The following is a 22,078-nucleotide window of genomic DNA, read 5'->3' on the forward strand; positions in this document are numbered from 1 at the left end:
GGAGTTCAGACGAGTGTCGGCTGATCGATCCGGCGTCCGCGACGCGCGGCGAGCAGCAGGTCGATCACGAACACGAGGATCGCGACCCAGACGATGATGAAGCCCGCCCACCGCTCGGCCGGCATCGGCTCGCCGAGCACGACCGCGCCGATGATGAACTGCATGACGGGGGTGATGAACTGGATCATCCCGATGACGGTGAGGTTGATGCGCCGGGTGCCCGCGGCGAAGAGCAGCAGGGGCACTGCCGTGGCCACACCGGCGAACGCGAGAAGCACCGCATGCCACGCACCGTGCGAGCCCATCGTGATCCCGGCGGGGGTGGCGGCGACGAGGATCAGCTGCACGACGGCGATCGGGATCAGCCAGAACGACTCGAGCGTGAGTCCGCTGACCGCATCGACCGCGGGGCCGATCTTCTTCTTGATGAGTCCGTAGACGCCGAACGAGGCGGTCAGCGAGAGGGCGATCCACGGGAACTCGCCGTAGAAGAGGACGATCACGATCACGGCGACCGCCGCGATGCCGATCGCCGCCCACTGGAGCCTGCGGATGCGCTCCTTGAGCACGAACACCCCGAGCAGCACGGTGGTGATCGGGTTGATGAAGTACCCGAGGCTGGTCTCCACGATGTTCCCGGAGAGGGTTCCGATGAGGAACACCTGCCAGTTGACGTAGATCAGGACACCCGCCAGAGCCGTCCATCCCACCAGCCTCGGCTGTCGGACGATGACGCCGAAGGCGGCCCAGCCGCGCATCACGGTGAGGAGGAGCAGGCAGAAGACGAACGACAGCAGCACGCGCCACGCGACTACTTCCCACGGACCGGTGGGCACGAGCAGCAGGAAGTAGAGGGGCAGCACGCCCCAGAGCAGATACGCTCCCCCGCGTACGCGACACCCGCCGTCTGAGTGGCTCGGGAGGCGGCATTCGTCGGGGTCACCGCACAACCCTATGCCCGTCGCCGCGCCGCCTCCGCCCCACGAGACCCGCCGTCCGGACATTGGCAGGAATCGATGCACCGGTGGCCGAACACGCAGGAAGGCCCGGATGCGTGATGCATCCGGGCCTTCCGAAGACGTTGTCTCAGCGGACGACGACTGCGAGCACGTCGCGAGCCGACAGGACGAGGTACTCGTCTGCGCCGAACTTCACCTCGGTGCCGCCGTACTTGCTGTAGAGCACACGGTCGCCCACGGCGACGTCGAGCGGAACGCGGTTGCCGTTGTCATCGATGCGGCCGGGGCCCACGGCCACGACCTCGCCCTCCTGGGGCTTCTCCTTGGCGGTGTCGGGGATGACCAGGCCACTCGCGGTGGTCTGCTCGGCCTCGACCTGCTTGATGACGATGCGGTCCTCGAGCGGCTTGATGGAAACCGACACGGTCTACCTCTTCTTTCTTGACGCTGACAGGAAGACTTTTCGCACTCTCAACCCGAGAGTGCTAATCCAGTCTAGGCGTTCCGCTGGCACTCACGCAATGCGAGTGCCAATGCGGCGAACAGCCCGCCGCCTAAGCTGGGGCAGTGGAGATCTCCGAGCTGCGCGCACTGCTCACCCCCGAGGGCCTGAAGACGCTGGACGAACTCGGCCCCGTCGACGAGGTCGCCGACGTCGCTCGGATCGTATCCCGGCTGCGTGCGGCCGGCCACTCGCCCGAGCTCGTCTCGGCCGTGGTCGGACAGGCACGACTTCGCACCAAGGCGAAAGGCAAGTTCGGCGACTTCGCGGCCCGGATGCTGTTCACCCGGGCCGGACTCGAGCAGGCGACACGGCTGGGCGTGGCCGCCCGGCATGCCCAGCGGATGCGCCGCGCCGGCATCACTCGCGTCGCGGATCTCGGCTGCGGCATCGGCGGGGATTCTCTTGCCTTCGCCGGTGCAGGGCTCGACGTCGTCGCCGTCGACGCCGACGAGGTGACCTCGGCGATCGCGGCGTACAACCTGGCGCCTCTCGGAGACAGCGCGAGGGTGATCCACGGCACGGCCGAGGCGCACGTGCCCGTCGAGGGCCACGAGAACCAGGCGATCTGGATGGATCCGGCCCGCCGCACCGCCGGGCACAGCGAGACGCGCCGGGTCTCGTCCGATGACTACTCTCCGCCGCTGGACTGGGCCTTCGATGTGGCCTCGCGCACATCGACGGGCATCAAGCTCGGTCCCGGTCACGACCGCGATTCGCTTCCCGTCGACGCCGAGGCGCAGTGGGTGAGCGCAGACGGCAGCGTGGTCGAGCTCGTGCTCTGGACGCGCGCACTCGCCCGCGACGGCATCCGCCGTTCCGCCCTCGTGATCCGCGGCGAGCGCTCACATGAACTCACCGCAGGCGCCGACGCCGTCGACGAGCCCGTGCGGGAACTCGGCGCGTTCCTGCACGAGCCGGACGGGGCGGTGATCCGGGCGCGTCTGATCGGCGATGTCGCGCGCAGCCTCGACGCGGGAATGCTCGACGAGCGCATCGCGTATCTCACCTCCGACGCCGCGGTCACCAGTCCGTTCGTGCAGTCGTTCCGGGTGCGCGAGACGATGCCGGCGAACCCGAAGGCGATCAGCGCCGTCCTCAAGGCGAACGACATCGGCTCCCTCGAGATCAAGAAGCGCGGCATGGACATCGACCCCGCGGCCTTCCGCAAGAAGCTGGCGCTGCGGGGCGAGCAGACCGCGACGCTGATCCTCACTCGCGTGGGTGATCAGCGACGAGCGATCCTCGCCCATCGGGTGCCGACAGCCGGCTGACGTCTACCCGGCGCCTAGCCCTCGGAGTCGTCGGACGGGATGTCGACCTGGATCGGATCCTGGTATTCGCCGCCGAGCTCGAGCGTCTCACCGGGCCTCACCGTCTGCTCTGCCGTCGCCGTCGTGCTGTCTCCGGACACCACGAGGTAGGGCATGCCGTTCGACGTGTACGCGAGACGCACGCTCCAGTCGGAGATCATCCCTCCGGCCTCGTCCACGATGGTTCCGGCGACCTCGATGACGTCCGCCGACGATTGTCCCTCGCTCGCCGGGCGGCATTCGACGGCCTGGACGGCATCGACGACGAGGCAGTCCTGGATGTCGTCGCTCTCGACGCGCTGTGCGCGCCAGACCGGGGCATCGCGGAAGTACCCGACGACCGAGAAGGAGAACTCTTCGAAACCCTCCTCGACCAGCTGCTCGGCGCGTTCCCGCTCGTCGCCCTGGAACTGCGACAACCAGGAGTTCTCGTCCGAACGCCATCGCTGGATGATGCCGACGACCTCCCCGTTCATCGCTCGCGCGGCCGACGCCCAGATCTCCTCGAGCCCCTCGTCCCCCTCCCCCGGCACCGCGACGCTCGCGTTCAGGCCGATGCCGTTCCCGTTGTCGAGATCGGCCGCGGGCTGGCACTGATCCGCCGACTTGTCGGCGGCGTCGAGCGTCAGGCACACCGTCTCGCCGTCGTCCTTCGTCGCGTACCAGACGAGGGCGTCCTCGTCCTGTCCGATCGCGCGCAGACTGCCCGGGTCGAACCCGCCCTCGGCCTGCAATTCCGCACGCCGCTCCTGCTGCGCGGAAGTCAACGCGACGGCATCGCCGGAACGCCCGAAGAGCGCCCAGCCGGTGCCGAGACCGATCACGAGCAGAAGTGCGGATGCCGCGGCGATCGCCTTCCAGTGCTGACGGAATGCCGCGCGGAGGCCTCCGGTCTCGGTGGACTGACTTCCGTCGTCCGCGTGTTCGACGGGCGCGCTGGGGGAAGCGTCGGCGACGGGTGCCTGACCGTCACGGAACGGCTTCTCCGACGTCGGCGGCTCGTGGGCCGGTCCCTGCCCGACCGGCGCGTCGACCCGGTCGCGCGGGCCAGGGTCGACCCGGTCAGGCCTGCCAGGCTCGCCGCGCAGCGATTCGAGCTCTCTCAGCCTCGCCGCCTCGGCCTCGGTCAGGCCGCCGTCGCGGCCGTACGCTTTGACCTGCAGTGCGCGCAGCTCAGCAGAGTCACTCTCCTGCAGCATCGTCGCCCTCCCAGCCCTTCGTCACGGTCAGGTACTGCTGACCGTAGCCGAACCGGTACTCGTAGCGGGTCGTCTTCCCCTCACCCACGACGTCGAGCACGAGCGTCCTGTCCGCGTCGGCGAGCATGATGCTGTCATCGCAGGCCATCGGAGGGTCGGGCATCGACCCGTCGTAGACGAGACAGTACCTCTGCGTGGACATGTCGATCCCCGTCCAGATCGGCACGTCATCGTCGTAGCCGGCGACCAGGATCGTCCGCCGGTCCAGTCCCGTCCGCTCGGCGAGGGCGGTCGCCGCCTCCGCCTCGTCGGGGCTGGCGAACATCGCCGTGGACTGCGGCGAGGTGATGTAGCTGCGGGTGACGACCGCCGGCTCGCCGGCCGGCGTGAGGAACATCTGCGCCTCGACGTCATAAGTCTGACTCTGGCTCACGGGTTTCGTGAGAGTGGCATTCACGCCCTGGACCACGGCCTGCTCCCGCGTCGTGCACGCGGGAGCCGTCGCGTCCTCGTGTCCGAGCACCAGGCACACGTCAGCGCGCTCGTTCTTCGTCGCGAACCAGATCACGACGCCTTCTTCCTCCGCCATGGCCCGCACCGACCCCGGGTCGAAGCCCCCCGATGCGACGATCGCGCTCTGCCACTCCTCCTGCTGGGCGCTGAGCTGCATCGGCGCGGGACCCCGGTCGGTGAAGAGAAGCCAGCCCAGCGCGAGGCCGATGACCGCGAAGGCCGTGGCGACCGCGACCGCGAGACGCCGATGGTGTCGCAGCGCGATGAGCGGGGACTCGCCCTGGCGCTCGACGTCCACGACCGGGTCGGCAGGTGACGCGCTCCCCTCCTCCTCGGCAACGCCCCGCGGAGCCTGCGCAGGGTCCGGCGCACGCGTCTCCGGACTTCTCGTCGCCGGCGGCCCCGCCAGACGCGTCTTCGCGGATTCCAGCTCGCGCAGCCGCGCTGCATCCGCCGCGCTCAACGCCCCCGCACGGCCGTACGCCCGCGCCTGGAGCGCGCGCAGCTCGACGGATCGGTCCGCGTCGAGCATCGGCTATCCGAGTCTCTCGAACTGCATCCCGGCCCAGACGAGCCAGCCGAGGCTGTAGACGGTCGCACACAGACCGAGAACGAGCGCCCAACGAGCGATGGCGCGGCTCTCGACCGGTCGGCGCAGCGACATGATCGACGCGATCACGGCGACGATGGCGATCGGGATGCCCCAACCGACGAAGAACGACGCGGCCAAGGCGACGACCGCCGCCATCAGCGCCCAGGGAGCGAGGCGGGTGTCGTCCACGGCGGACGTGCCCGTCGCCGGCTCCCAGTCGCTCTCCCGACCGATGTCCTCGGCGACCGGCCCCGTGACGACCACCGGCTCGACTCCGACCGGGCCGGTGGGGAGCTTCGTGTATCCCTCGCGGCGCGACCCAGGTATGCGTGCCGACCCCGCCGGATGCTCGACCTCGCCGCTCGGGCGCTCGATCCTGGTCGGCGGCACCGCGGCACTCGAGGCGGGCCCCGGTTCTGCACCCGCCCTATCCGGAGTGCGAGGCACGTCGCTCATCACATCACCGCGACGCGCTCGTCGACCTGGATCTCGGTGACGGGAAGCGTCGAGTCGGCTCCGAACGCCAGCGTCGACGGGCGACGGCCGGACGCGATGAGCTCCGCGGCGAGCGCCGCGATCATCGCGCCGTTGTCGGTGCACAGCGTCAACGGCGGGATGCGCACCGTCACGCCGGCCTTCTCCGCCCTCGCGAGGGCGACCTCGCGGAGTCGTCGGTTGGCGATCACTCCTCCACCGAGCAGCAGGCGGGGCACGCCGAGGTCTGCGCACGCGGCGAGCGCCTTCGTCACGAGCACATCGACGACCGCCTCACGGAAGCTCGCGGCGACGTCGGCGACGGGCACGGGAACGCCGTCTGCCTCGCAGCGCTCGACCCAGCGCGCGACAGCGGTCTTGAGCCCGGAGAAGGAGAAGTCGTAACGGTGCTTCGCGAGGTCGGAGGCGCGCGAAAGCCCTCGAGGGAAGCGGATCGCGTTCGGATCTCCGTCGAGTGCCGCTCGATCGATCTCGGGTCCGCCGGGGTACGGCAGCGACAGCAGTCGGGCGACCTTGTCGAACGCCTCCCCCGCGGCATCGTCCATGGTCTCGCCCAGCATCTCGACGTCGGTCGTGAGATCGCGCACGTGCAGCAGCGAGGTGTGCCCGCCCGATACCAGCAGCGCGATCGTCGGGTACTCCAGCGGCTCGGAGTCGGGAGTCAGGATGTCGGCGGCGATGTGTCCGACCAGGTGATTGACCGCGTACAGCGGCTTGTCGAGCGACACCGCCAGCCCCTTGGCGGCGCCGACGCCGACCATGAGCGCTCCCGCGAGGCCGGGTCCGCTCGTGACGGCCACCGCGTCGAGGTCGCCGAGCCGCACGCCGGCCTCGGCCAGGGCGGCGTCGATCGAGGGTTGCAGCGCCTCGAGATGGGCGCGGGCGGCGACCTCGGGAACCACTCCGCCGTAGCGGGCGTGCTCGTCCATGCTCGACGCGATCGTGTTCGAGAGCAGCGTGCGTCCGCGGACGATCCCGATGCCGGTCTCGTCGCAGCTCGTCTCGATGCCCAGCACCAGCGGCTCGGTCATGAGGTCGCCTCCTTCGCGGCATCCGACGCCGTCTCATCTCGATGCTCGGAGCGCGGATGCTGCAGGGCGAGGCGCATCACGATCGCGTCGACGTCGTCGGGCTGGTAGTAGCGGGGGCGACGTCCGATCTCCTCGAACCCCTCCGAGCGGTACAGCCCCTCGGCACCGGGGTTGTCTGCCCGCACCTCGAGGAAGACCTCTCTGGCTCCGCGTTCCACCGCGGCATCGAGAAGGGACCGCAGAAGCGCCCGGCCGCGACCGCGACCGCGGTGCTCGACGTCGAACGCGATGGTCTGGATGTCGGCGTCACTCGACCCCTGCAGTGCACGGACTCCGCCGTAGCCGATGATCGCGCCGTCCTGCTCGTCGACCAGATAGCGTCCGTGCGGGCTCGCGAGCTCCAGGGCCATCGCCTCCGAGCTCCACGCGTCGGTGGGGAACGAGCGGTGCTCTATCGCCATGATGGCGTCGAGATCGTCTGGCGTCGCGTCGCGCAGCGTCATGACGCCACCTTCTTGGGCGCTCCCGGCACGGTGACGTCGGGCTGACGCAGATAGATCGGCTCGGTGCCCGCGAGTGTGCGCCCGGCAGCCAACGCCCTCGCGCCCACGCGAGCCAGATCGACGCCCGACAGCGTCTCCACATCGATACGGCGGATCCCCTGGAGGTGCTCGTCGGCGTCGACGCGTGCGACCAGCACGGTGTCGGTGATGACGTGCGGGATGCCGTCGGCATCCGTTCCGTCGAAGACGGTGATGGCGACCTCTCGGCGGCGGGCGTCCGTCACGATGGCGAACGGCCCGGTCACGGCGTGATGCTCGACGGCCGTGAGCGCTGCGGCGAAGTGGCTCGGCACGGGGACGACGGGGATGCCACGCCCCAGCGCGAACGTGCGTGCCGTCGCGATGCCGATGCGGAGTCCGGTGAACGGCCCCGGGCCCATACCGGCCACCACATGATCGATCGGGCCTGATCCGGGCGCGTCGAGGGCCCGCACGAGCAGCTCGCCGATGACCTCCGCGTGACGGAGCGGATCGGCGGCCGAGGCATCTGACAGACGCGTGCCGTCGTCGTCGATGAGGGCGACGGCGGTGCCCAGGGAGGTGTCGACGGCGAGGATCACCTCTCCAGGGTAGTCGTCGTTCAGCCGGTGATCGCTGAGCGTCCGCCACGCGTGATCGACACGTGCCGCGGTGCGTCGGCGTCGAGCTCCGAGGGGTCGAGCTCGTCGTCACCGCCGACGGGACGCTCCAGCTCGATGTCCCACCAGGTCTCGGCCAGGTCCTCGGCCATCCCGCGTCCCCACTCGATCACCACGACCGATCGTGCGAGGTCGAGGTCGAGATCGTCGAGCTCTGCCCCTGAGCCGAGCCGGTAGGCGTCGACGTGCACGAGCGGCGCGCGTCCGACGAGCGAGGGGTGCGTGCGGGCGATCACGAAGGTGGGGCTCTGCACGGGGCCGCGTACGCCCAGACCCTCCGCGAGTCCGCGAGTGAACGTCGTCTTGCCTGCGCCGAGCGGGCCGGTGAGGATCAGCAGGTCGCCCGCTTCGAGCTGCTCGCCGATGCGGAAGCCGAGCTGCTCCATCGCGTCCGAGGTCTCGATCTCGCGGCGCCCCAGGAAGGACGGGTCGACGCTCATGCCGACCGCCGGGGAACACGGGCGCCGATGCGCGTCACGATCTCGTAGTCGATGGTCGATGCGGCGTTCGCCCACTCCGATGCCGAGGGCACGCCGAGCGTCGGGTCGCCGAACAGCACGACCTCGTCGCCGATCGACACCGGGGCGTCCCCGACGTCCACGACGAACTGGTCCATGGCGATGCGGCCGACGTTCGTGTATCGGCGCCCGGCGATCGATACGGGCAGGCGCCCGGATGCGTGGCGCGGCACGCCGTCGGCGTATCCCAGCGGGACGAGCACCAGCGTCGTGTCGCGGGAGGTGCGGTGGTCGTATCCGTACGACACCCCGGCGCCGGCCGGCACGCGGCGGACGGCGGCGATCGCCCCCCGCAGCGTCATGGCCGGGCGAAGCCCCAGCTCCGCAGAAGAGCGGTCGTCGAACGGCGAGAGGCCGTAGATGCCGATGCCGATGCGCACGGCGTCCAGACGCATCTCCGGCAGGTCGATCGCGGCCGCTGTCGCCGCGATGTGCCGGATCTCGGGATGGATGCCGAACGACGCCGCCGCCGTGACCGCCTCCTCGAACTTCGCGAGTGCCTCACGGTCGTCCTGGGGCGACGTGTTCGAGAGGTGGCTGAAGAGCCCGACGATGCGCAGCCGCCCGATGCGTTCGAGGCGCGCGGCTTCGGCGAGCACACGACGCCAGTCCGCCGGGGCGATGCCGTTGCGCGACAGCCCGGTCTCGAACTTGAGGTGCACGCCGACCGGGCGGTCGACCGAGGCGACCGCTCCCGCCGCTTCGAGCTGGTCGAACGACGAGATTCCCACCTCGATGTCGTGCGCCGCAGCCTGGTCGAAACGCTCGCCCGGCGCGTGCAGCCAGGCGACGATCGGAGCGGTGATGCCCTGACGACGAAGTTCGAGCGCCTCAGGGATCTCGGCGACCCCCAGACGAGTGGCACCCCCGGCGAGGGCGGCGACGGCAGTCGCGGCAGCCCCGTGGCCGTAGGCGTTCGCCTTCACGACGGCGATGACCTGCACGCCGGTGAGTCTGCGGAAATGGCGGACGTTGTCGCTGATGGCATCCAGCTCGATGCGGGCTTCGCGGAACGGAACGGTCACAGCGGCTCTCCTTCGGCGACCACGAACGCTGCGGCGAGCCCCGCGTCATGGGTGAGGGTCAGGTGCAATCGGGTGATCCCGCGCTCTGCGACGACGTCGGCGGTGGAACCGGAGAGCACGAAATGCGGGCGGCCGGATGCCTCGGAGGCGATCTCGATCTCGATCCAGTGCACGCCGTCAGAGCCGCCGAGCGTCTTGATCAGGGCTTCCTTCGCGGCATAGCGCGCGGCGAGCGACGGCAGTCTGAGACCCCGCTCCCCGGCGCGAACAGCCGCTCCCGAAGCCGCGGCGTGCGCTCCATCGTCCGCTCGAACCGCGGGATGTCCACGAGGTCGATGCCGGTCCCGATGATCACCAGTTCAGCCTAGTCGCGGCATCCCGAATCGGTCGGCCCAGCCTCTGCACGGCGCCCGTGCCCCGGATGGGTGACGTGTCTCGACGAGCCGCCTCCGGAGGCCGACGACGCTTACTCGACGGTGACGGACTTGGCGAGGTTGCGCGGCTGGTCGACGTCGAGCCCCTTGGCCGTGGCGAGCGCCATCGCGAAGATCTGCAGCGGGACGACAGCGAGCAGCGGCTCGAACATCGCGCCGGCGAGCGGGATGCGGATGACCTCGTCGGCGAACGGCAGCACGGCCGCATCGCCCTCTTCCGCCACCACGATCACCCGAGCTCCGCGAGCACGGATCTCCTGGATGTTCGAGACGACCTTGGAGTGGACCACAGCCGAGTGTCGAGGCGACGGCACCAGCACGAAGACGGGCTGTCCGGGCTCGATCAGTGCGATCGGGCCGTGCTTCAGCTCGCCGGCGGCGAAGCCCTCCGCGTGGATGTACGAGATCTCCTTGAGCTTCAGCGCGCCTTCGAGTGCGATCGGGAAGCCCACGTGGCGACCGAGGAACAGCACCGAACGAGTGTCGGCCATCCAGCTCGCGAGCTGGGTGACATGCTCCTGCTCGCTCTCGAGGACCTTGGCGATCTTCTCGGGAAGGGCGGTGAGCTCGGCGACGTCGACCGACGCATCCTGGACGGAGCCGCGCACGCGCCCCACGTGCAGGCCGAGCAGCAGCAGAGCGGTGATCTGCGCCGAGAAGGCTTTCGTCGACGCCACTGCGACCTCGGGCCCGGCGTGGGTGTAGACCACCGCATCGGACTCGCGAGGGATCGTCGCACCCTGCGTGTTGCAGATGGAGAGGGTGCGCGCGCCGCGCTCCTCGCGTACTTGACGGCCATCAACGTGTCCATCGTCTCACCGGACTGGCTGATCGAGATCACGAGGGTGTCGTCGCCGATCACCGGGTCGCGGTAGCGGAACTCGTGCGCCAGCTCGACGTCGACGGGGACCCGCGCCCACTGCTCGATCGCGTACTTGCCGACGAGCGCCGAGTACGCGGCCGTACCGCAGGCGGTGATGATGATGCGGTTGATGCCGAGGAACAGGTCGTCGAGCCCGTCGAGCTCGGGGATCACGACCTGGTCGCCCTGGATGCGGCCACGGATCGTGTTGGCGACCGCCTCGGGCTGCTCGGCGACCTCCTTGGCCATGAAGCTCGACCAGCCACCCTTCTCGGCGGCGGCGGCGTCCCACGAGACGTCGAACGGCTCGGCCTCGACAGGCGTGCCGGCGAAGTCGGTGACGGTGACGGCGTCCGGGGTGATCGAGACGATCTGGTCCTGGCCGATGGCCAGTGCCTTGCGGGTGTGCTCGATGAACGCGGCGACGTCGGAGCCGAGGAAGTTCTCACCCTCGCCGAGGCCGATCACCAGGGGCGAGTTGCGGCGAGCACCCACGACCAGGCCCGGGTGGTCCTGATGCATCGCGAGCAGGGTGAAAGCGCCCTCGAGGCGGTTGACGACGGCGCGGAACGCGCCCTGCAGGTCTCCGCCGTTGTTGCGGTACTCGCGGCCGAGCAGCGCGGCAGCGACCTCGGTGTCGGTCTCGCTGCGGAAGCTGACGCCATCGGCGAGCAGCTCGTCGCGGAGCGAGGCGAAGTTCTCGATGATGCCGTTGTGGATCACGGCGAGCTTGTCGTCATCGGCGAGATGCGGGTGCGCATTCTCGTCGGTGGGCCCACCGTGGGTGGCCCAGCGGGTGTGCCCGATGCCCGTGTTGCCGTCCGACAGCTCGGCATCCTTCAGCGAATCGCGCAGCATGGCGAGCTTTCCCGCCTTCTTGCGCATCCCGAGGGAACCGTCGCCGTCGATGACGGCGACACCCGCGGAGTCATACCCGCGGTACTCGAGACGGGCGAGGCCTGCGAGCAGGATGTCCTGGCTGGGCCGCGGGCCCACGTATCCGACGATTCCACACATGTCGTCAAGAGTAAGGCGGGCTTTTTGCGAAGGTTCCGAACGAAATAGCCGACCGGTTAGAGCTTCCGCAGGAGCACGCTCTCGACGCTGTGGTCGACGCCCTTGTTGAGCACGAGACGCGCGCGATGCTTGGTCGGCATCACGTTCTCGACCAGGTTCGGCATGTTGATCTCGTTCCAATAGCCGAGAGCCGTCGTGATCGCCTCGTCATCGGTCAGGTGGGCGAAGACGTTGAAGTAGGACGAGGGATTCGAGAACGCGCCCTGGCGCAGTGCGAGGAACCGATCGACGTACCACTTCTCGATGTGCGAGGTGTCGGCGTCGACGAAGATCGAGAAGTCGAAGAGGTCGCTGACGGCCACGTCATTGGGGGCGGGCGGCGGCTGGAGGACGTTCAGGCCCTCGACGATCACGACGTCGGGGCGACGGACGACCACATGGGCGTCGGGGACGATGTCGTAGCGCATGTGCGAGTAGAACGGCGCCCGCACCTCTGCCGCACCGCTCTTCACCTCGGTGAGGAACTCGAGCAGCGCCCTCCGGTCGTAGGACTCCGGAAAACCCTTGCGCTCCATCAGCCCCCTGCGCTCGAGCTCGGCATTCGAATACAGGAACCCGTCCGTCGTTACGAGCTCGACGCGAGGGGTGCCCGGCCAGCGGCTCATCAGCTCGCGCAGCAGACGGGCGATCGTCGACTTTCCGACGGCGACGGAGCCGGCGACTCCGACCACGAACGGGGTCGTGGAATCGTCCTCCTGAAGGAACGAGCTGGTCGCGGCGCCCAGACGCTTGGTGGCCGTCGCGTAGAGGCTCAGCAGTCGACTGAGCGGCAGATAGACCTCGCGCACCTCGGCGAGGTCGAGCCGGTCGCCGATGCCCCGGAGTTCGACGACCTCGGTCTCGGTGAGCGGCTGGTCGAGTCCCGCCGCCAATCGCGCCCATTCATCGCGCCCGATCTCGCGATACGGAGACAGCGGCAGCGTGGGGTCGGCGGTGGTCACGGATACATCGTAACGGCGCACGAGTAGTCTCTATCCGTGCGCCTGGGAGTACTCGACATCGGTTCCAACACCGTCCACATGCTCGCCGCCGACGTCCGCCCCGGCGGCAGGCCGCTGGCGACCACCAGCGACCGCACCGTCCTGCGCCTGATGCGCTACCTCACGGATGACGGATCGATCTCGGAAGAGGGGGTGCGCGCACTCGAAGCGGCCGTGGCCCAGGCGCGCGCGGTCGCGGAAGCCGAGCGGGTCGATGAGCTGCTCGCCACCGCGACGAGTGCGGTGCGCGACGCCCGGAACGGTGCCGACGTGATCGCCCGCATCGAAGCCGCCCTCGGCCAGCCTCTGCAGGTGCTCGATGGAGAGACCGAGGCCGAACTCACCTTCCTCGCCGTTCGGCGCTGGTTCGGCTGGTCGGCCGGCCAGCTCCTTCTCCTCGACATCGGCGGCGGATCGCTCGAGGTCGCGGCGGGCGGTGACGAGCTTCCCGACGCCGCGGCATCCGTCCCACTCGGAGCCGGTCGGATGACCGTGCAGTTCCTTCCGCAGGACCCGCCGGGCGAAGACGACGTCGAGCGGCTTCGCGAGCACGCGAGCGCCACCCTTGCCGAGGTGCTTCCCCGATTCACCGCGCTCCCGCGGCCCGATCACGTCGTCGGCTCCTCGAAGGCGATCCGATCTCTGGCTCGACTGGCCGGCTATCCGGTTCCCGGCTGGTCGGGGATCCAGCGCATGGTGCTGCCGCGAGCAGCGCTGGGATCGTGGATCCCTCGACTCGCTCGCCTGCCCGCTTCCGCGCGACAGGAGCTGCCCGGGATCACGGCGGATCGCACGTTCCAGATCGTCGCCGCCGCCGTATCGCTGCACACGGCCATGACGGCGCTCGACGTCGACGAGCTCGAAGTGTCGCCGTGGGCTCTGCGCGAGGGCGTGCTGCTGAGATACATCGAGCAGTTGAACTGGAGCGCGCCGCGCGACTGACCAGGGGTCGGTGCCGCACGGCGCGCTCGACGGTTCAGAGGGAAAGGCGCTCCCGCACCACATCGACGAGGCGGTCCGCGTACGACTGCGCGGATTCCGCATCCGGTGCCTCGACCATGACTCGGACGAGCGCCTCGGTGCCCGACTTGCGCAGGAGCACCCGGCCCGTCTCGCCGAGTTCGGCTGCGACCTCGCGAACGGCCTGCTGCACGACGGCATCGGACTCGAGCGCGTCCTTGTCGACGTCGCGGACGTTGATCAGCACCTGCGGGTAGACGGTCATCACGCTCGCGAGCTCGGCGATCGTCTTGTTCTGGCGCGCCATCTCGGCGACGAGGTGGAGCCCTGTGAGCAGACCGTCACCGGTGGTCGCGAACTCGCTCATGATGACGTGTCCGGACTGCTCTCCGCCCAGGGCGTAGCCGCCCCGGTTCATGTCCTCGAGAACGTAGCGGTCGCCCACCGCGGTCTGTCGAACCGTGATCCCCTGCTCGCGCATGGCGATGTGCAGACCCAGATTGCTCATCACGGTGGCGACGAGGGTGTCGTCGGTGAGGTGACCGCGTTCCTTCATCGCGACCGCGAGGATCGCCATGATCTGATCGCCGTCGATGACGTTGCCCTGAGCGTCGACAGCCAGGCATCGATCGGCATCGCCGTCATGCGCGATCCCGATGTCGGCACCGAGACGGACGACAGCCTCGGCGAGCTGGTCGAGGTGCGTCGAACCGACGCCGTCGTTGATGTTCCAGCCGTCCGGATCGGCACCGATCACGGTGACATCGGCCCCGGCATCGCGGAAGGTCTCCGGCGAGACGCCGGATGCGGCGCCGTGGGCGCAGTCGAGCACGACCTTAATGCCGTTGAGCCGGTTCGGCAGCGAGCCGAGCAAGTGGACGACGTAGCGGTCTTCGGCGTCGGAGAATCGGATGATCCTGCCCACGCCGGCACCGGTCGGACGCAGCTTCTCGCCGGCCATGGCCTCTTCGATCCGCTGCTCGACGACATCGGGCAGCTTCACGCCGCCGCGGGCGAAGATCTTGATCCCGTTGTCGGGTGCCGCGTTGTGCGAGGCCGAGATCATCACACCGAAGTCGGCGTCGCGGTCGGCGACGAGGAACGCGAGAGCCGGCGTCGGGATCACTCCGGCCTCGAGCACGTCGACGCCGGAGGATGCGAGTCCTGCGGAGACGGCAGCGGTCAGGAAGTGACCGGAGACGCGGGGGTCGCGGGCCACGACTGCAGTGAGTCGCTTGCCTTCGGCTTTACGAGCCTCCGCAGTACGGCCCTGGCCCAGGACGACAGCAGTCGCCTGGGCCAGGGTGAGCGCGAGGTCGGCGGTGAGGATGCCATTGGCAAGCCCTCGCACGCCGTCCGTGCCAAAGATCGGCATCGGAGCGGTGGACCTTAACGCTTCGAGTACTGAGGCGCCTTGCGGGCCTTCTTGAGTCCAGCCTTCTTGCGCTCCTTGACGCGAGCGTCGCGCGACAGGAAGCCGGCCTTCTTCAGGGTCGGACGGTTGTTCTCCTCGTCGATGCCGTTGAGCGAACGAGCGATGCCGAGACGCAGTGCACCGGCCTGGCCCGAGGGGCCACCGCCCGAGATGCGCGCGATGACGTCGTAGCCGCCGGCGAGGTTGAGGATGGTGAACGGGTCGTTGATCAGCTGCTGGTGCAGCTTGTTCGGGAAGTAGTCCTCGAGCGTGCGGCCGTTGACCGTGATCGTTCCCGAGCCGGGGACGAGACGCACGCGGGCGATGGCCTGCTTGCGACGGCCGACAGCGGCACCCGGGACGCTCAGCACGGGGCGGGGAGCCGCCTCGACTGCGTCGGTCTCGGGAGTCGACGTCGAGAAGTTCTGGGGGTTTTCGGTGGTGTCCTGGATGTCAGCCACGAGTATGTCCTTAAGTCTTTACGGCGCTTACTGGGCGACCTGGTCGAGGGTGTACGTCTTCGGCTGCTGAGCGGCGTGCGGGTGCTCTCCACCGACGTAGACCTTGAGCTTCGACAGCTGCTGACGGCCGATGCTGTTCTTGGGGAGCATGCCACGGATGGCCTTCTCGACAGCACGGACCGGGTTCTTCTCCATGAGCTCGGCGTAGGTGACCGACTTCAGGCCGCCCGGGTAACCCGAGTGGCGGTAGGCCAGCTTCTTCTGGAGCTTCTGACCGGTGAGCGCGACCTTGTCGGCGTTCACGATGATGACGAAGTCACCCGAGTCGATGTGGTTGGCGAAGGTGGGCTTGTGCTTGCCACGCAGGAGCGTAGCGGCGTGCGAGGCCAGACGGCCGAGAACGACGTCAGTGGCGTCGATGACGACCCAGTCACGCTGGACCTCGCCGGCCTTAGGGGTGTAAGTGCGCGTCACGATAGTGCTGCTTTCTTGTTCGAACGGAGAAGTTCGTGAATCCCACTCCGGGGTGGTTCTTCCCTACAGGGAGGAACACGCCAGTGGAGGGCTCACGTTCGTGGCACTCGGCAGTCGAGTACCAAAGTGACAGCTTACGTCATTCCGAGCGTTCTCCCAAACCGGGCCGGTCGGCGGTCAGTCGAAGCGGGTGGTCACCAGGATCGGACGGTGGTCGCTCATCCCCTGCGGGAGCGTGGTGACCCGCTGGATCTCGAAGCCGACAGAGGTGGCGAAGTCGTAGTGGCCGCGGAACACGCGGTACCGGGTGTAGGTGTGATCGTCGCTCAGTGTCAGCGCGTATCCGTGTTCGCGGATCGTCTGACCGAGGTTCTCCTTGAACACGGGGTAGTTGTAGTCGCCGACCATCAGCTGCGGCAGTCCCTCGCCGAGCGTCGCCAGCTCGGTGAGCGCCGCCCGGATCTGATGCCGCCGCAGGGAGTTCAGGGCCGTGAGCGGCGCCGCATGGAACGACGCGGCGATGAACTCGCGCCCCGCGTCGATGTCCCGCAGCCGTGCGCCCAGGACCCGCTCGTGCGCGGGCTTGGCGATGCGGTCGTGCAGCGACTTCTTCAGCTCGATCGTGCGGATGCCCTGCAGGTGGAACTCGCTCGCGCGATAGAACATCGCGAGTCCCAGCCGGTTGCCCTGCGTCGCATCCGCGAGGGTGAGGTCTCCGATGGTCTCCGGCAGGTCCGCGACATCGCACTCCTGCAGGCACAGGATGTCAGGATCGTGCGTCGAGGCCAGCGCCGCGAGCTCTCCTGCGGCGCGGTGCTTCTGCAAGTTGTACGAGATGACCTTCATCGCACTTCACGGTAGTGCGTCAGTCTTGGATTCCGGTGGCAATCGCCCGCCCTCGCGTCGTCGCGTCGCCGCGGCGTCCGACGTCGCCGGGGAACAGTGCATCCCGCGCGAGTTGGCGCTCTCTGCGACGTCGGCTCGAATCCGCCCAGCCGATGACGAAGCCCGAGGCGATCAGCACGACGGCGGCGACGAGGGCCACCGTGCGTCCATCGCCGTCCAGTCCGCCCAGATCGCGCCGGTGCCCACGATGAGAGCACCCGCCCCGACCACGGACAGACCGATCTGCAGCCGGACCATCGACCGATTGCCCGAGAGCAGGGACTCGACCAGGCTCGTGTCGACGCGACGCGGCACGCCGTCCGAGACCCACCGCACCAGCGCGCGCTCGCGCGAGAACTGCAGGACGACTCCCCCGAGCCAGGCGACGATGCCGAGGGCGGCGCACATCGCGATCGCTGCGCCGCTGGTCAGGCTCAGCACATCGATGCCGTTCTCGATGGGCTCGTCCCAGTAGACCGGGTCGCAGGTGCGGCACTGCTGTCGCATGAACACCGACAGCATGAAGGCCGCGAGCGAGAGGAGCGTCGCCGTCAGCAGGATCTTCGCGATCCGGCCGACCGTCCGCGCGCCCGGCACCGCGAGCCAGCGGGGCACGACGGTGCGCATCGCCGCGTCCCTGCGGTCGGCGTCGCGCCTTTCCGCGAGCGGCACCAGCCGCTTCCACCGGCTCCACTGCGTGCTCATCCGCGGCCCAACGCGCTCGACGGCTCGTCGCCCGAGTCGTCGCACCGCCGCGGCGCCGGCGGCCAGCACGGCGATGACGAGGAGCGCGACCCAGCTCACCGCATCCTCACGGAGATCTTCCGTGAAGAGCACCCCCAGCGCGAAGAGGGCGCCGAGTCCCACCACGCACCAGAACATCACCGTGCCGGTCTTCTGCAGGAGTGCGGCCGGTGACGCCTGCAGCGTCTGGCGCAGGGAGTGCTGCGGCACGGCATCCGGGTTCTCGAGCGCAGCGGCTTCGACGGCGCGCAGTGCCGCGAAGCGTTCGGCGACCACGACGACGGGGACGAGAGCTGCCAGCAGCGCGGCCGCGAGCAGGAAGACGCCCATGCTCGCTCGGAACAGAGGGTCGAGGTCGATCTGCCAGTACAGGGACGACAGCGCCTTTTCCCCCACGATGCCGACCACGATGATGCCGACGAACGTGTAGAGCGTGCCGACGATCAGCCCGATGCAGGTGTCGACCAGCGCTCGCCAGAACGCCCAGCCCGGGGAGGTGACTTCGACGAACATCGCAGCCCGTCGACTCATGCGCTCGTGCCGTCACGACGGGCGCGCGTCTGCTCCGCCCTGGTCGACAGCAGATCGTCGGCGGGATAGCCGACCTCGGTGAGCGTGAGTCCCCGCGCCGCCAGGACCTTGAACTCGCTGGTGCGGGTGAGCGCGTCGCGCAGCACGACCAGATCGTCGATGTCGAGACGCCCTTCCCCCACGGCGACACACGCGCCGACGAGGGCCCGCACCATGCTGTGGCAGAACGCGTCGGCCTTCACCTCGGCGACCAGCACACCCTCGGCGTCCCTCGACCAGCGGTAGTCGAGGAGCGTCCGGATCGTCGTGGCCTCCTCACGAGGTTTGCAGTAGGCCGCGAAATCGTGGAGTCCGATGAGCGTCCGCGCCGCGGCATCCATCGCCTGGTCGTCGAGAACGCCGCGGTGCGCGGTCGTGTCGTGGCGTCGAAGAGGGTCGTACCCCGCCGTCGAGTCGGCGAGACGGTAGCGGTAACGCCGCCAGACCGCAGAGAATCGGGCGTCGAATCCATCCGGAGCGATGGACGAGCGCGTGACGGTCGCATCGGGGTAGGCGCCGAGCACTCCCTCATCCGTCGCGCGATCGACGCCGCAGGGTCCTGCGGCGCACGACCCTGACGCGACTCGATGCGGGCCCACTGCTCCTCGTCGAGGTCGACGTGCGCGACCTGACCCAGGGCGTGGACCCCGGCATCCGTCCGTCCTGCGACGACGAACTGCACCTCGGAGCCGACGATGCGAGCAAGCGCGGCCTCGAGAGTCCCCTGCACTGTGCGCAGGGTGGGCTGCTTGGCCCACCCGCGGAAGTGGGTGCCGTCGTAGGCGATGTCGAGCCGGATGCGCACGGATAAAGCCTAGGGCGTACCCGCGCGCGATCCGGCTCGGACAGGATGCCGCAGCTCAGATGCCGCCGTCGATCGAGCGGATCAGGCCCGGCTCGTCGGGCACCATCACCTGGGTGTCGCGGTTGAGGCTCTCGCCGCGGAAGAACCTCTTCGACCGCGGGAACAGGTACCAGACGAACATGAGCACGAGGCCGAACGCGAGCGCTCCGATGCCGATCACGAAGGTGCCGCCGATGCCGAAGAGCACCGTGTAGCCGTAGTCCACGTCCCACATGTCGATCGCCGACTGCACGAAGGCCCAGGTGAGCATGGCCGCGCCCAGCACCGGGAACAGCCCCTTGACGAGGAAGTCGCGCGCCGAGCGGGTGAGGTCCTTGCGGAAGTACCAGGCGCAGGCGAACCCGGTGATGGCGTAGTAGAACGCGATCGCCAGACCGAGCGACAGGATCGAGTCCTGGAGGATGTCGTCGCTGATCAGGGTCATGCCGATGTAGTACGCGATGGCCACGACCCCCATGACGATGGTCGAGAAGGACGGAGTCTTGTAGGTCGGGTGCACGTCCTTGAACTTCGCCGGCAGAGCGCGGTACACGCCCATCGCGAGGGTGCCGCGGGCGGTGGGGAGGATCGTGGTCTGCGTCGACGAGATGGCCGAGAGCACGACGGCGACCACGAGCACCCAGCCGAACGGGCCGAGCAGGCCGTCCTTGATCGCCAGGAAGAAGTCGTCGGCATTGGCCTCGTTGCCGAGCCCGGTGCCCTCCGACCCGAGACCGGCGTACATCATCGCGGCGATCGTGACGCCGACGTAGGTGACGAGGAGGATGACGGTCGTCAGCAGCGCCGCGCGACCGGGGATTTTCTTGGGATCCTTAGTCTCCTCGTTGAGCGCGAGGCACGTGTCCCAGCCCCAGTAGATGAAGAGAGCGAGCAGGATCGACTCGGTGAATCCGGGCCAGCTGGTGAACGCGAACGGGTTCAGCCATTCCATCTCGAACGGCGTCGGGTTCGGGGCGGTACCCGCGAAGAACTGCCAGAGAGCGGCGACGACGAAGATCGCCAGAGCGAGGTACTGGATGCCCAGCAGAACGTTCTGGATGCGCTCACCGATCTCGACGCCGCGCCAGCTGACCCAGGTCATCGCGGCGATGAACAGCACAGCGACGAGGACGATCCGCCAGTCGTTGTTCTCGAGATCGAACCCGATCAGGGACCAGAAGTAGACCGATGCGATCTGGGCGAGGTTGGCGAGCACCACCATGCCGGCGACTGCGACACCCCAGCCGCCCATCCAGCCGACCCAGGGACCGAACGCCTTCGTCCCCCACGTGAACGTGGTGCCGCAGTCGGGGACGGCGTTGTTCAGCTCACGGTAGGCGAAGGCGATCAGCAGCATCGGCACGAACGCGATGATGAACGCGATCGGTGCCTGAGCTCCGACGGCCAGCACCACATAGCCGAGCGTCGCGACGAGTGAGTAGACGGGGGCCGTCGAGGCCAGGCCGATGACGGTCGAGCCCCACAGACCGAGGGTGCCGGCGGCCAGGCCCTTGCCGTCGGGGCGTTCGAGATGGATCGGCGTCGTAGCTGACATGCTCAGAACATACGGGTACCGCGTATATCGCGTCAATCCTTTTCTTATACCGACGGATTCCGTGGGCGTCTGCGCAACTGAGCGACGGAATCAGTCGAGTGAGTCACGAACGATCATTCCGTCGGCGTGGTCGGCGACCCACTCGACGAGCGGCAGCATCCGCCCCATGAGATCCCGCCCGAGAGGAGTCAGGCTGTACTCGACGTGCGGAGGCACCGTCGGGAAGGACTCACGACGCACCAGCCCGTCGTCGGCGAGGGTTCGCAGGGTCGAGGCGAGCATCTTCTCGCTGATGCCGCCGACCTCGCGGCGCAGTTCGCCCCAGCGATGGGTGCCGTCGGAGAGGGACGAGAGCACGAGCACGCCCCACTTGCTCATCACGTGGTCGAGGATGACGCGGGTGCTGCATCCCGGCTCGAAGATCTGCGGAGTCGACTCACGGATCTGTGCATAACTAACCGTCATGTAGGTACCTTACTTCAAAGTGGGTACCCGCAGTATGGAATGTTCCGACACGGTGGCCAGGTTATCGCCTCTGTCACCTACGAAAGGACACCCCATGACCATCCTCGTCACCGGTGCGACCGGCAACCTCGGACGCCTCGTCATCGCCAGCCTCCTCGAGCGCGGCGCCGACCCGCAGTCGATCATCGCCGGCGCCCGCGATGTCGCGAAGGCCGAGGATCTCGGCGTGCGGGTCGCGCGGCTCGACTACACCGACCCCTCCTCCGTCACCTCCGCCCTCGAGGGCGTGGACAGCGTCCTGCTGATCTCGGGTTCCGAGGTCGGGCAGCGCGTCGCGCAGCACCAGGCGGTCATCGACGCCGCCCGGTCCGCCGGTGTCACGAAGTTCGTCTACACCAGCGCTCCGAAGGCCACGACGAGCGATCTCGTGCTCGCCCCCGAACACAAGGCCACCGAGGAGCTCATCACGGCGTCCGGTCTCGCGGCAGTCATCCTGCGCAACAACTGGTACACCGAGAACTACGCCGCTGACCTCGCCCTTGCAGCCGAGACCGGAGTGCTCGCCTCCGGAGCCGGCGACGGCCGCGTCGCGTCGGCCAGCCGCAAGGACTTCGCCGAGGCCGCAGCCGTCGTGCTGCTCGAAGACGGTCACATCGGGCAGGTGTATGAACTCGGCGGCGACGTCGCGTGGGACTACACCGAGCTCGCAGCCGCGATCGCGGAGGTCTCCGGCCGCGACGTGACCTATCAGCCGCTCACGGCCGACGAGCAGCTCGCCGGACTCCAGGCGGCCGGTCTCGACGAGGGCACGGCGGGCTTCGTCGTCGCTCTGGATGCCGGCATCGCGTCGGGCGCGCTCTCCGAGTCGGACGGCACGCTCGCGCGCCTCATCGGCCGTCCCACGACGCCTCTCGTCGAGGGCCTGCGCACCATCGCCTGATCCGCCGTTCGGCATCAGGCCGACCGCCCCACCAGGAGGCGCCGATCCTAGCCCAGGACCGGCGC

22 protein-coding genes and 3 pseudogenes are annotated in these 22,078 nt (G+C 68.7%); 3 read left to right on the forward strand and 22 right to left on the reverse strand.

Going from position 1 to position 22,078, the window contains the following annotated elements; all coding sequences use genetic code 11:
• Window positions 1-5 precede the first annotated feature (5 nt).
• Window positions 6-863 carry an EamA family transporter RarD gene (rarD, locus tag ACZZ93_RS06820; RefSeq protein ID WP_463510734.1) on the reverse strand — a complete coding sequence of 286 codons (858 nt, stop codon included), beginning with the start codon at window positions 861-863 and terminating at the stop codon, window positions 6-8.
• Window positions 864-1,086: 223 nt separating this feature from the next.
• Entirely contained in the window at window positions 1,087-1,383 is a 297-nt protein-coding gene (groES, locus tag ACZZ93_RS06825) for a co-chaperone GroES (protein ID WP_039394204.1), read from the reverse strand.
• Between the two features lie 143 nt (window positions 1,384-1,526).
• Between groES and ACZZ93_RS06830 the strand changes: the two genes are divergently transcribed.
• Window positions 1,527-2,735, forward strand: a complete 1,209-nt coding sequence (locus ACZZ93_RS06830) for a class I SAM-dependent methyltransferase (protein WP_463510735.1) — start codon at window positions 1,527-1,529, stop codon at window positions 2,733-2,735.
• Window positions 2,736-2,749: 14 nt separating this feature from the next.
• Here the strand turns inward: ACZZ93_RS06830 and ACZZ93_RS06835 are convergent, their stop codons facing one another.
• The 11 genes and pseudogenes from ACZZ93_RS06835 to coaA form a co-directional block, all read right to left on the reverse strand.
• The gene (locus ACZZ93_RS06835; protein WP_400340424.1) at window positions 2,750-3,973 is read right to left on the reverse strand and encodes a hypothetical protein; all 1,224 of its coding nucleotides are present in this window, start codon (window positions 3,971-3,973) and stop codon (window positions 2,750-2,752) included.
• The gene (locus ACZZ93_RS06840; protein WP_400340422.1) at window positions 3,957-5,018 is read right to left on the reverse strand and encodes a hypothetical protein; all 1,062 of its coding nucleotides are present in this window, start codon (window positions 5,016-5,018) and stop codon (window positions 3,957-3,959) included. The genes ACZZ93_RS06835 and ACZZ93_RS06840 overlap by 17 nt, the downstream gene beginning before the upstream one ends.
• A 3-nt stretch (window positions 5,019-5,021) precedes the next feature.
• Complete coding sequence (locus ACZZ93_RS06845) at window positions 5,022-5,534, reverse strand: hypothetical protein (protein WP_053098950.1); 513 nt, start codon at window positions 5,532-5,534, stop codon at window positions 5,022-5,024.
• The gene (gene tsaD / locus ACZZ93_RS06850) at window positions 5,534-6,604 is read right to left on the reverse strand and encodes a tRNA (adenosine(37)-N6)-threonylcarbamoyltransferase complex transferase subunit TsaD (protein ID WP_320491066.1); all 1,071 of its coding nucleotides are present in this window, start codon (window positions 6,602-6,604) and stop codon (window positions 5,534-5,536) included. Before tsaD ends, ACZZ93_RS06845 begins: the two co-directional genes overlap by 1 nt.
• Complete coding sequence (gene rimI / locus ACZZ93_RS06855; RefSeq protein ID WP_053098948.1) at window positions 6,601-7,107, reverse strand: ribosomal protein S18-alanine N-acetyltransferase; 507 nt, start codon at window positions 7,105-7,107, stop codon at window positions 6,601-6,603. The genes tsaD and rimI overlap by 4 nt, the downstream gene beginning before the upstream one ends.
• Window positions 7,104-7,727, reverse strand: coding sequence for a tRNA (adenosine(37)-N6)-threonylcarbamoyltransferase complex dimerization subunit type 1 TsaB (gene tsaB, locus ACZZ93_RS06860; RefSeq protein ID WP_463510736.1), 624 nt, complete (start codon window positions 7,725-7,727; stop codon window positions 7,104-7,106). The genes rimI and tsaB overlap by 4 nt, the downstream gene beginning before the upstream one ends.
• Window positions 7,728-7,747: 20 nt before the next feature.
• The gene (tsaE, locus tag ACZZ93_RS06865) at window positions 7,748-8,245 is read right to left on the reverse strand and encodes a tRNA (adenosine(37)-N6)-threonylcarbamoyltransferase complex ATPase subunit type 1 TsaE (protein ID WP_053098946.1); all 498 of its coding nucleotides are present in this window, start codon (window positions 8,243-8,245) and stop codon (window positions 7,748-7,750) included.
• Window positions 8,242-9,348 (reverse strand): alanine racemase, encoded by a 1,107-nt coding sequence (gene alr, locus ACZZ93_RS06870; protein WP_056277250.1) that lies wholly within the window; start codon window positions 9,346-9,348, stop codon window positions 8,242-8,244. The genes tsaE and alr overlap by 4 nt, the downstream gene beginning before the upstream one ends.
• Window positions 9,345-9,703, reverse strand: a pseudogene (locus tag ACZZ93_RS06875) (holo-ACP synthase). The gene alr and the pseudogene ACZZ93_RS06875 overlap by 4 nt, the downstream one beginning before the upstream one ends.
• Window positions 9,704-9,814: 111 nt before the next feature.
• Window positions 9,815-11,661: pseudogene (glmS, locus tag ACZZ93_RS06880) on the reverse strand (glutamine--fructose-6-phosphate transaminase (isomerizing)).
• A gap of 56 nt (window positions 11,662-11,717) precedes the next feature.
• A complete protein-coding gene (coaA, locus tag ACZZ93_RS06885; protein WP_053098942.1) occupies window positions 11,718-12,662 on the reverse strand; it encodes a type I pantothenate kinase in 945 nt (314 codons plus the stop codon).
• A gap of 36 nt (window positions 12,663-12,698) precedes the next feature.
• Here coaA and ACZZ93_RS06890 point away from each other — a divergent pair, with 36 nt between their 5' ends.
• Window positions 12,699-13,643 carry a Ppx/GppA phosphatase family protein gene (locus tag ACZZ93_RS06890; protein ID WP_053098941.1) on the forward strand — a complete coding sequence of 315 codons (945 nt, stop codon included), beginning with the start codon at window positions 12,699-12,701 and terminating at the stop codon, window positions 13,641-13,643.
• 34 nt (window positions 13,644-13,677) lie between these two features.
• On the opposite strand, the gene glmM is transcribed toward ACZZ93_RS06890, so the two are convergent.
• The 9 genes and pseudogenes from glmM to ACZZ93_RS06935 form a co-directional block, all read right to left on the reverse strand.
• Complete coding sequence (gene glmM, locus ACZZ93_RS06895) at window positions 13,678-15,036, reverse strand: phosphoglucosamine mutase (protein WP_053098940.1); 1,359 nt, start codon at window positions 15,034-15,036, stop codon at window positions 13,678-13,680.
• A gap of 14 nt (window positions 15,037-15,050) precedes the next feature.
• Entirely contained in the window at window positions 15,051-15,536 is a 486-nt protein-coding gene (gene rpsI / locus ACZZ93_RS06900) for a 30S ribosomal protein S9 (protein ID WP_042539158.1), read from the reverse strand.
• 27 nt (window positions 15,537-15,563) lie between these two features.
• The gene (gene rplM / locus ACZZ93_RS06905; RefSeq protein WP_045253410.1) at window positions 15,564-16,010 is read right to left on the reverse strand and encodes a 50S ribosomal protein L13; all 447 of its coding nucleotides are present in this window, start codon (window positions 16,008-16,010) and stop codon (window positions 15,564-15,566) included.
• 177 nt (window positions 16,011-16,187) lie between these two features.
• Complete coding sequence (locus tag ACZZ93_RS06910) at window positions 16,188-16,856, reverse strand: endonuclease/exonuclease/phosphatase family protein (RefSeq protein WP_053098939.1); 669 nt, start codon at window positions 16,854-16,856, stop codon at window positions 16,188-16,190.
• A gap of 19 nt (window positions 16,857-16,875) precedes the next feature.
• Complete coding sequence (locus tag ACZZ93_RS06915) at window positions 16,876-17,055, reverse strand: hypothetical protein (protein WP_463510737.1); 180 nt, start codon at window positions 17,053-17,055, stop codon at window positions 16,876-16,878.
• The gene (locus tag ACZZ93_RS06920; RefSeq protein ID WP_463510738.1) at window positions 17,028-18,152 is read right to left on the reverse strand and encodes a hypothetical protein; all 1,125 of its coding nucleotides are present in this window, start codon (window positions 18,150-18,152) and stop codon (window positions 17,028-17,030) included. The genes ACZZ93_RS06915 and ACZZ93_RS06920 overlap by 28 nt, the downstream gene beginning before the upstream one ends.
• Before the next feature lie 14 nt (window positions 18,153-18,166).
• A pseudogene (gene truA / locus ACZZ93_RS06925) lies at window positions 18,167-19,014 on the reverse strand (tRNA pseudouridine(38-40) synthase TruA).
• A gap of 55 nt (window positions 19,015-19,069) precedes the next feature.
• On the reverse strand, window positions 19,070-20,608 hold the full coding sequence (locus ACZZ93_RS06930) for an APC family permease (RefSeq protein WP_463510739.1): 1,539 nt from the start codon (window positions 20,606-20,608) through the stop codon (window positions 19,070-19,072).
• 90 nt (window positions 20,609-20,698) lie between these two features.
• Window positions 20,699-21,073, reverse strand: a complete 375-nt coding sequence (locus ACZZ93_RS06935) for a winged helix-turn-helix transcriptional regulator (protein WP_053098935.1) — start codon at window positions 21,071-21,073, stop codon at window positions 20,699-20,701.
• A gap of 94 nt (window positions 21,074-21,167) precedes the next feature.
• Between ACZZ93_RS06935 and ACZZ93_RS06940 the strand changes: the two genes are divergently transcribed.
• Window positions 21,168-22,013 carry an SDR family oxidoreductase gene (locus ACZZ93_RS06940; protein ID WP_463510740.1) on the forward strand — a complete coding sequence of 282 codons (846 nt, stop codon included), beginning with the start codon at window positions 21,168-21,170 and terminating at the stop codon, window positions 22,011-22,013.
• Window positions 22,014-22,078: the final 65 nt, after the last annotated feature.

It is taken from the genome of Microbacterium sp. AC026, from assembly GCF_979258475.1.

Coding starts and splice junctions, on each gene's coding strand:
- ACZZ93_RS06920 (WP_463510738.1), bottom strand. CDS start 18,152: ATGTTCGTCGAAGTCACCTCCCCGGGCTGGGCGTTCTGGCGAGCGCTG.
- ACZZ93_RS06835 (WP_400340424.1), bottom strand. CDS start 3,973: ATGCTGCAGGAGAGTGACTCTGCTGAGCTGCGCGCACTGCAGGTCAAA.
- ACZZ93_RS06930 (WP_463510739.1), bottom strand. CDS start 20,608: ATGTCAGCTACGACGCCGATCCATCTCGAACGCCCCGACGGCAAGGGC.
- rimI (WP_053098948.1), bottom strand. CDS start 7,107: ATGACGCTGCGCGACGCGACGCCAGACGATCTCGACGCCATCATGGCG.
- ACZZ93_RS06845 (WP_053098950.1), bottom strand. CDS start 5,534: ATGAGCGACGTGCCTCGCACTCCGGATAGGGCGGGTGCAGAACCGGGG.
- ACZZ93_RS06935 (WP_053098935.1), bottom strand. CDS start 21,073: ATGACGGTTAGTTATGCACAGATCCGTGAGTCGACTCCGCAGATCTTC.
- tsaE (WP_053098946.1), bottom strand. CDS start 8,245: ATGAGCGTCGACCCGTCCTTCCTGGGGCGCCGCGAGATCGAGACCTCG.
- glmM (WP_053098940.1), bottom strand. CDS start 15,036: ATGCCGATCTTTGGCACGGACGGCGTGCGAGGGCTTGCCAATGGCATC.
- ACZZ93_RS06840 (WP_400340422.1), bottom strand. CDS start 5,018: ATGCTCGACGCGGACCGATCCGTCGAGCTGCGCGCGCTCCAGGCGCGG.
- ACZZ93_RS06910 (WP_053098939.1), bottom strand. CDS start 16,856: ATGAAGGTCATCTCGTACAACTTGCAGAAGCACCGCGCCGCAGGAGAG.
- ACZZ93_RS06940 (WP_463510740.1), top strand. CDS start 21,168: ATGACCATCCTCGTCACCGGTGCGACCGGCAACCTCGGACGCCTCGTC.
- tsaD (WP_320491066.1), bottom strand. CDS start 6,604: ATGACCGAGCCGCTGGTGCTGGGCATCGAGACGAGCTGCGACGAGACC.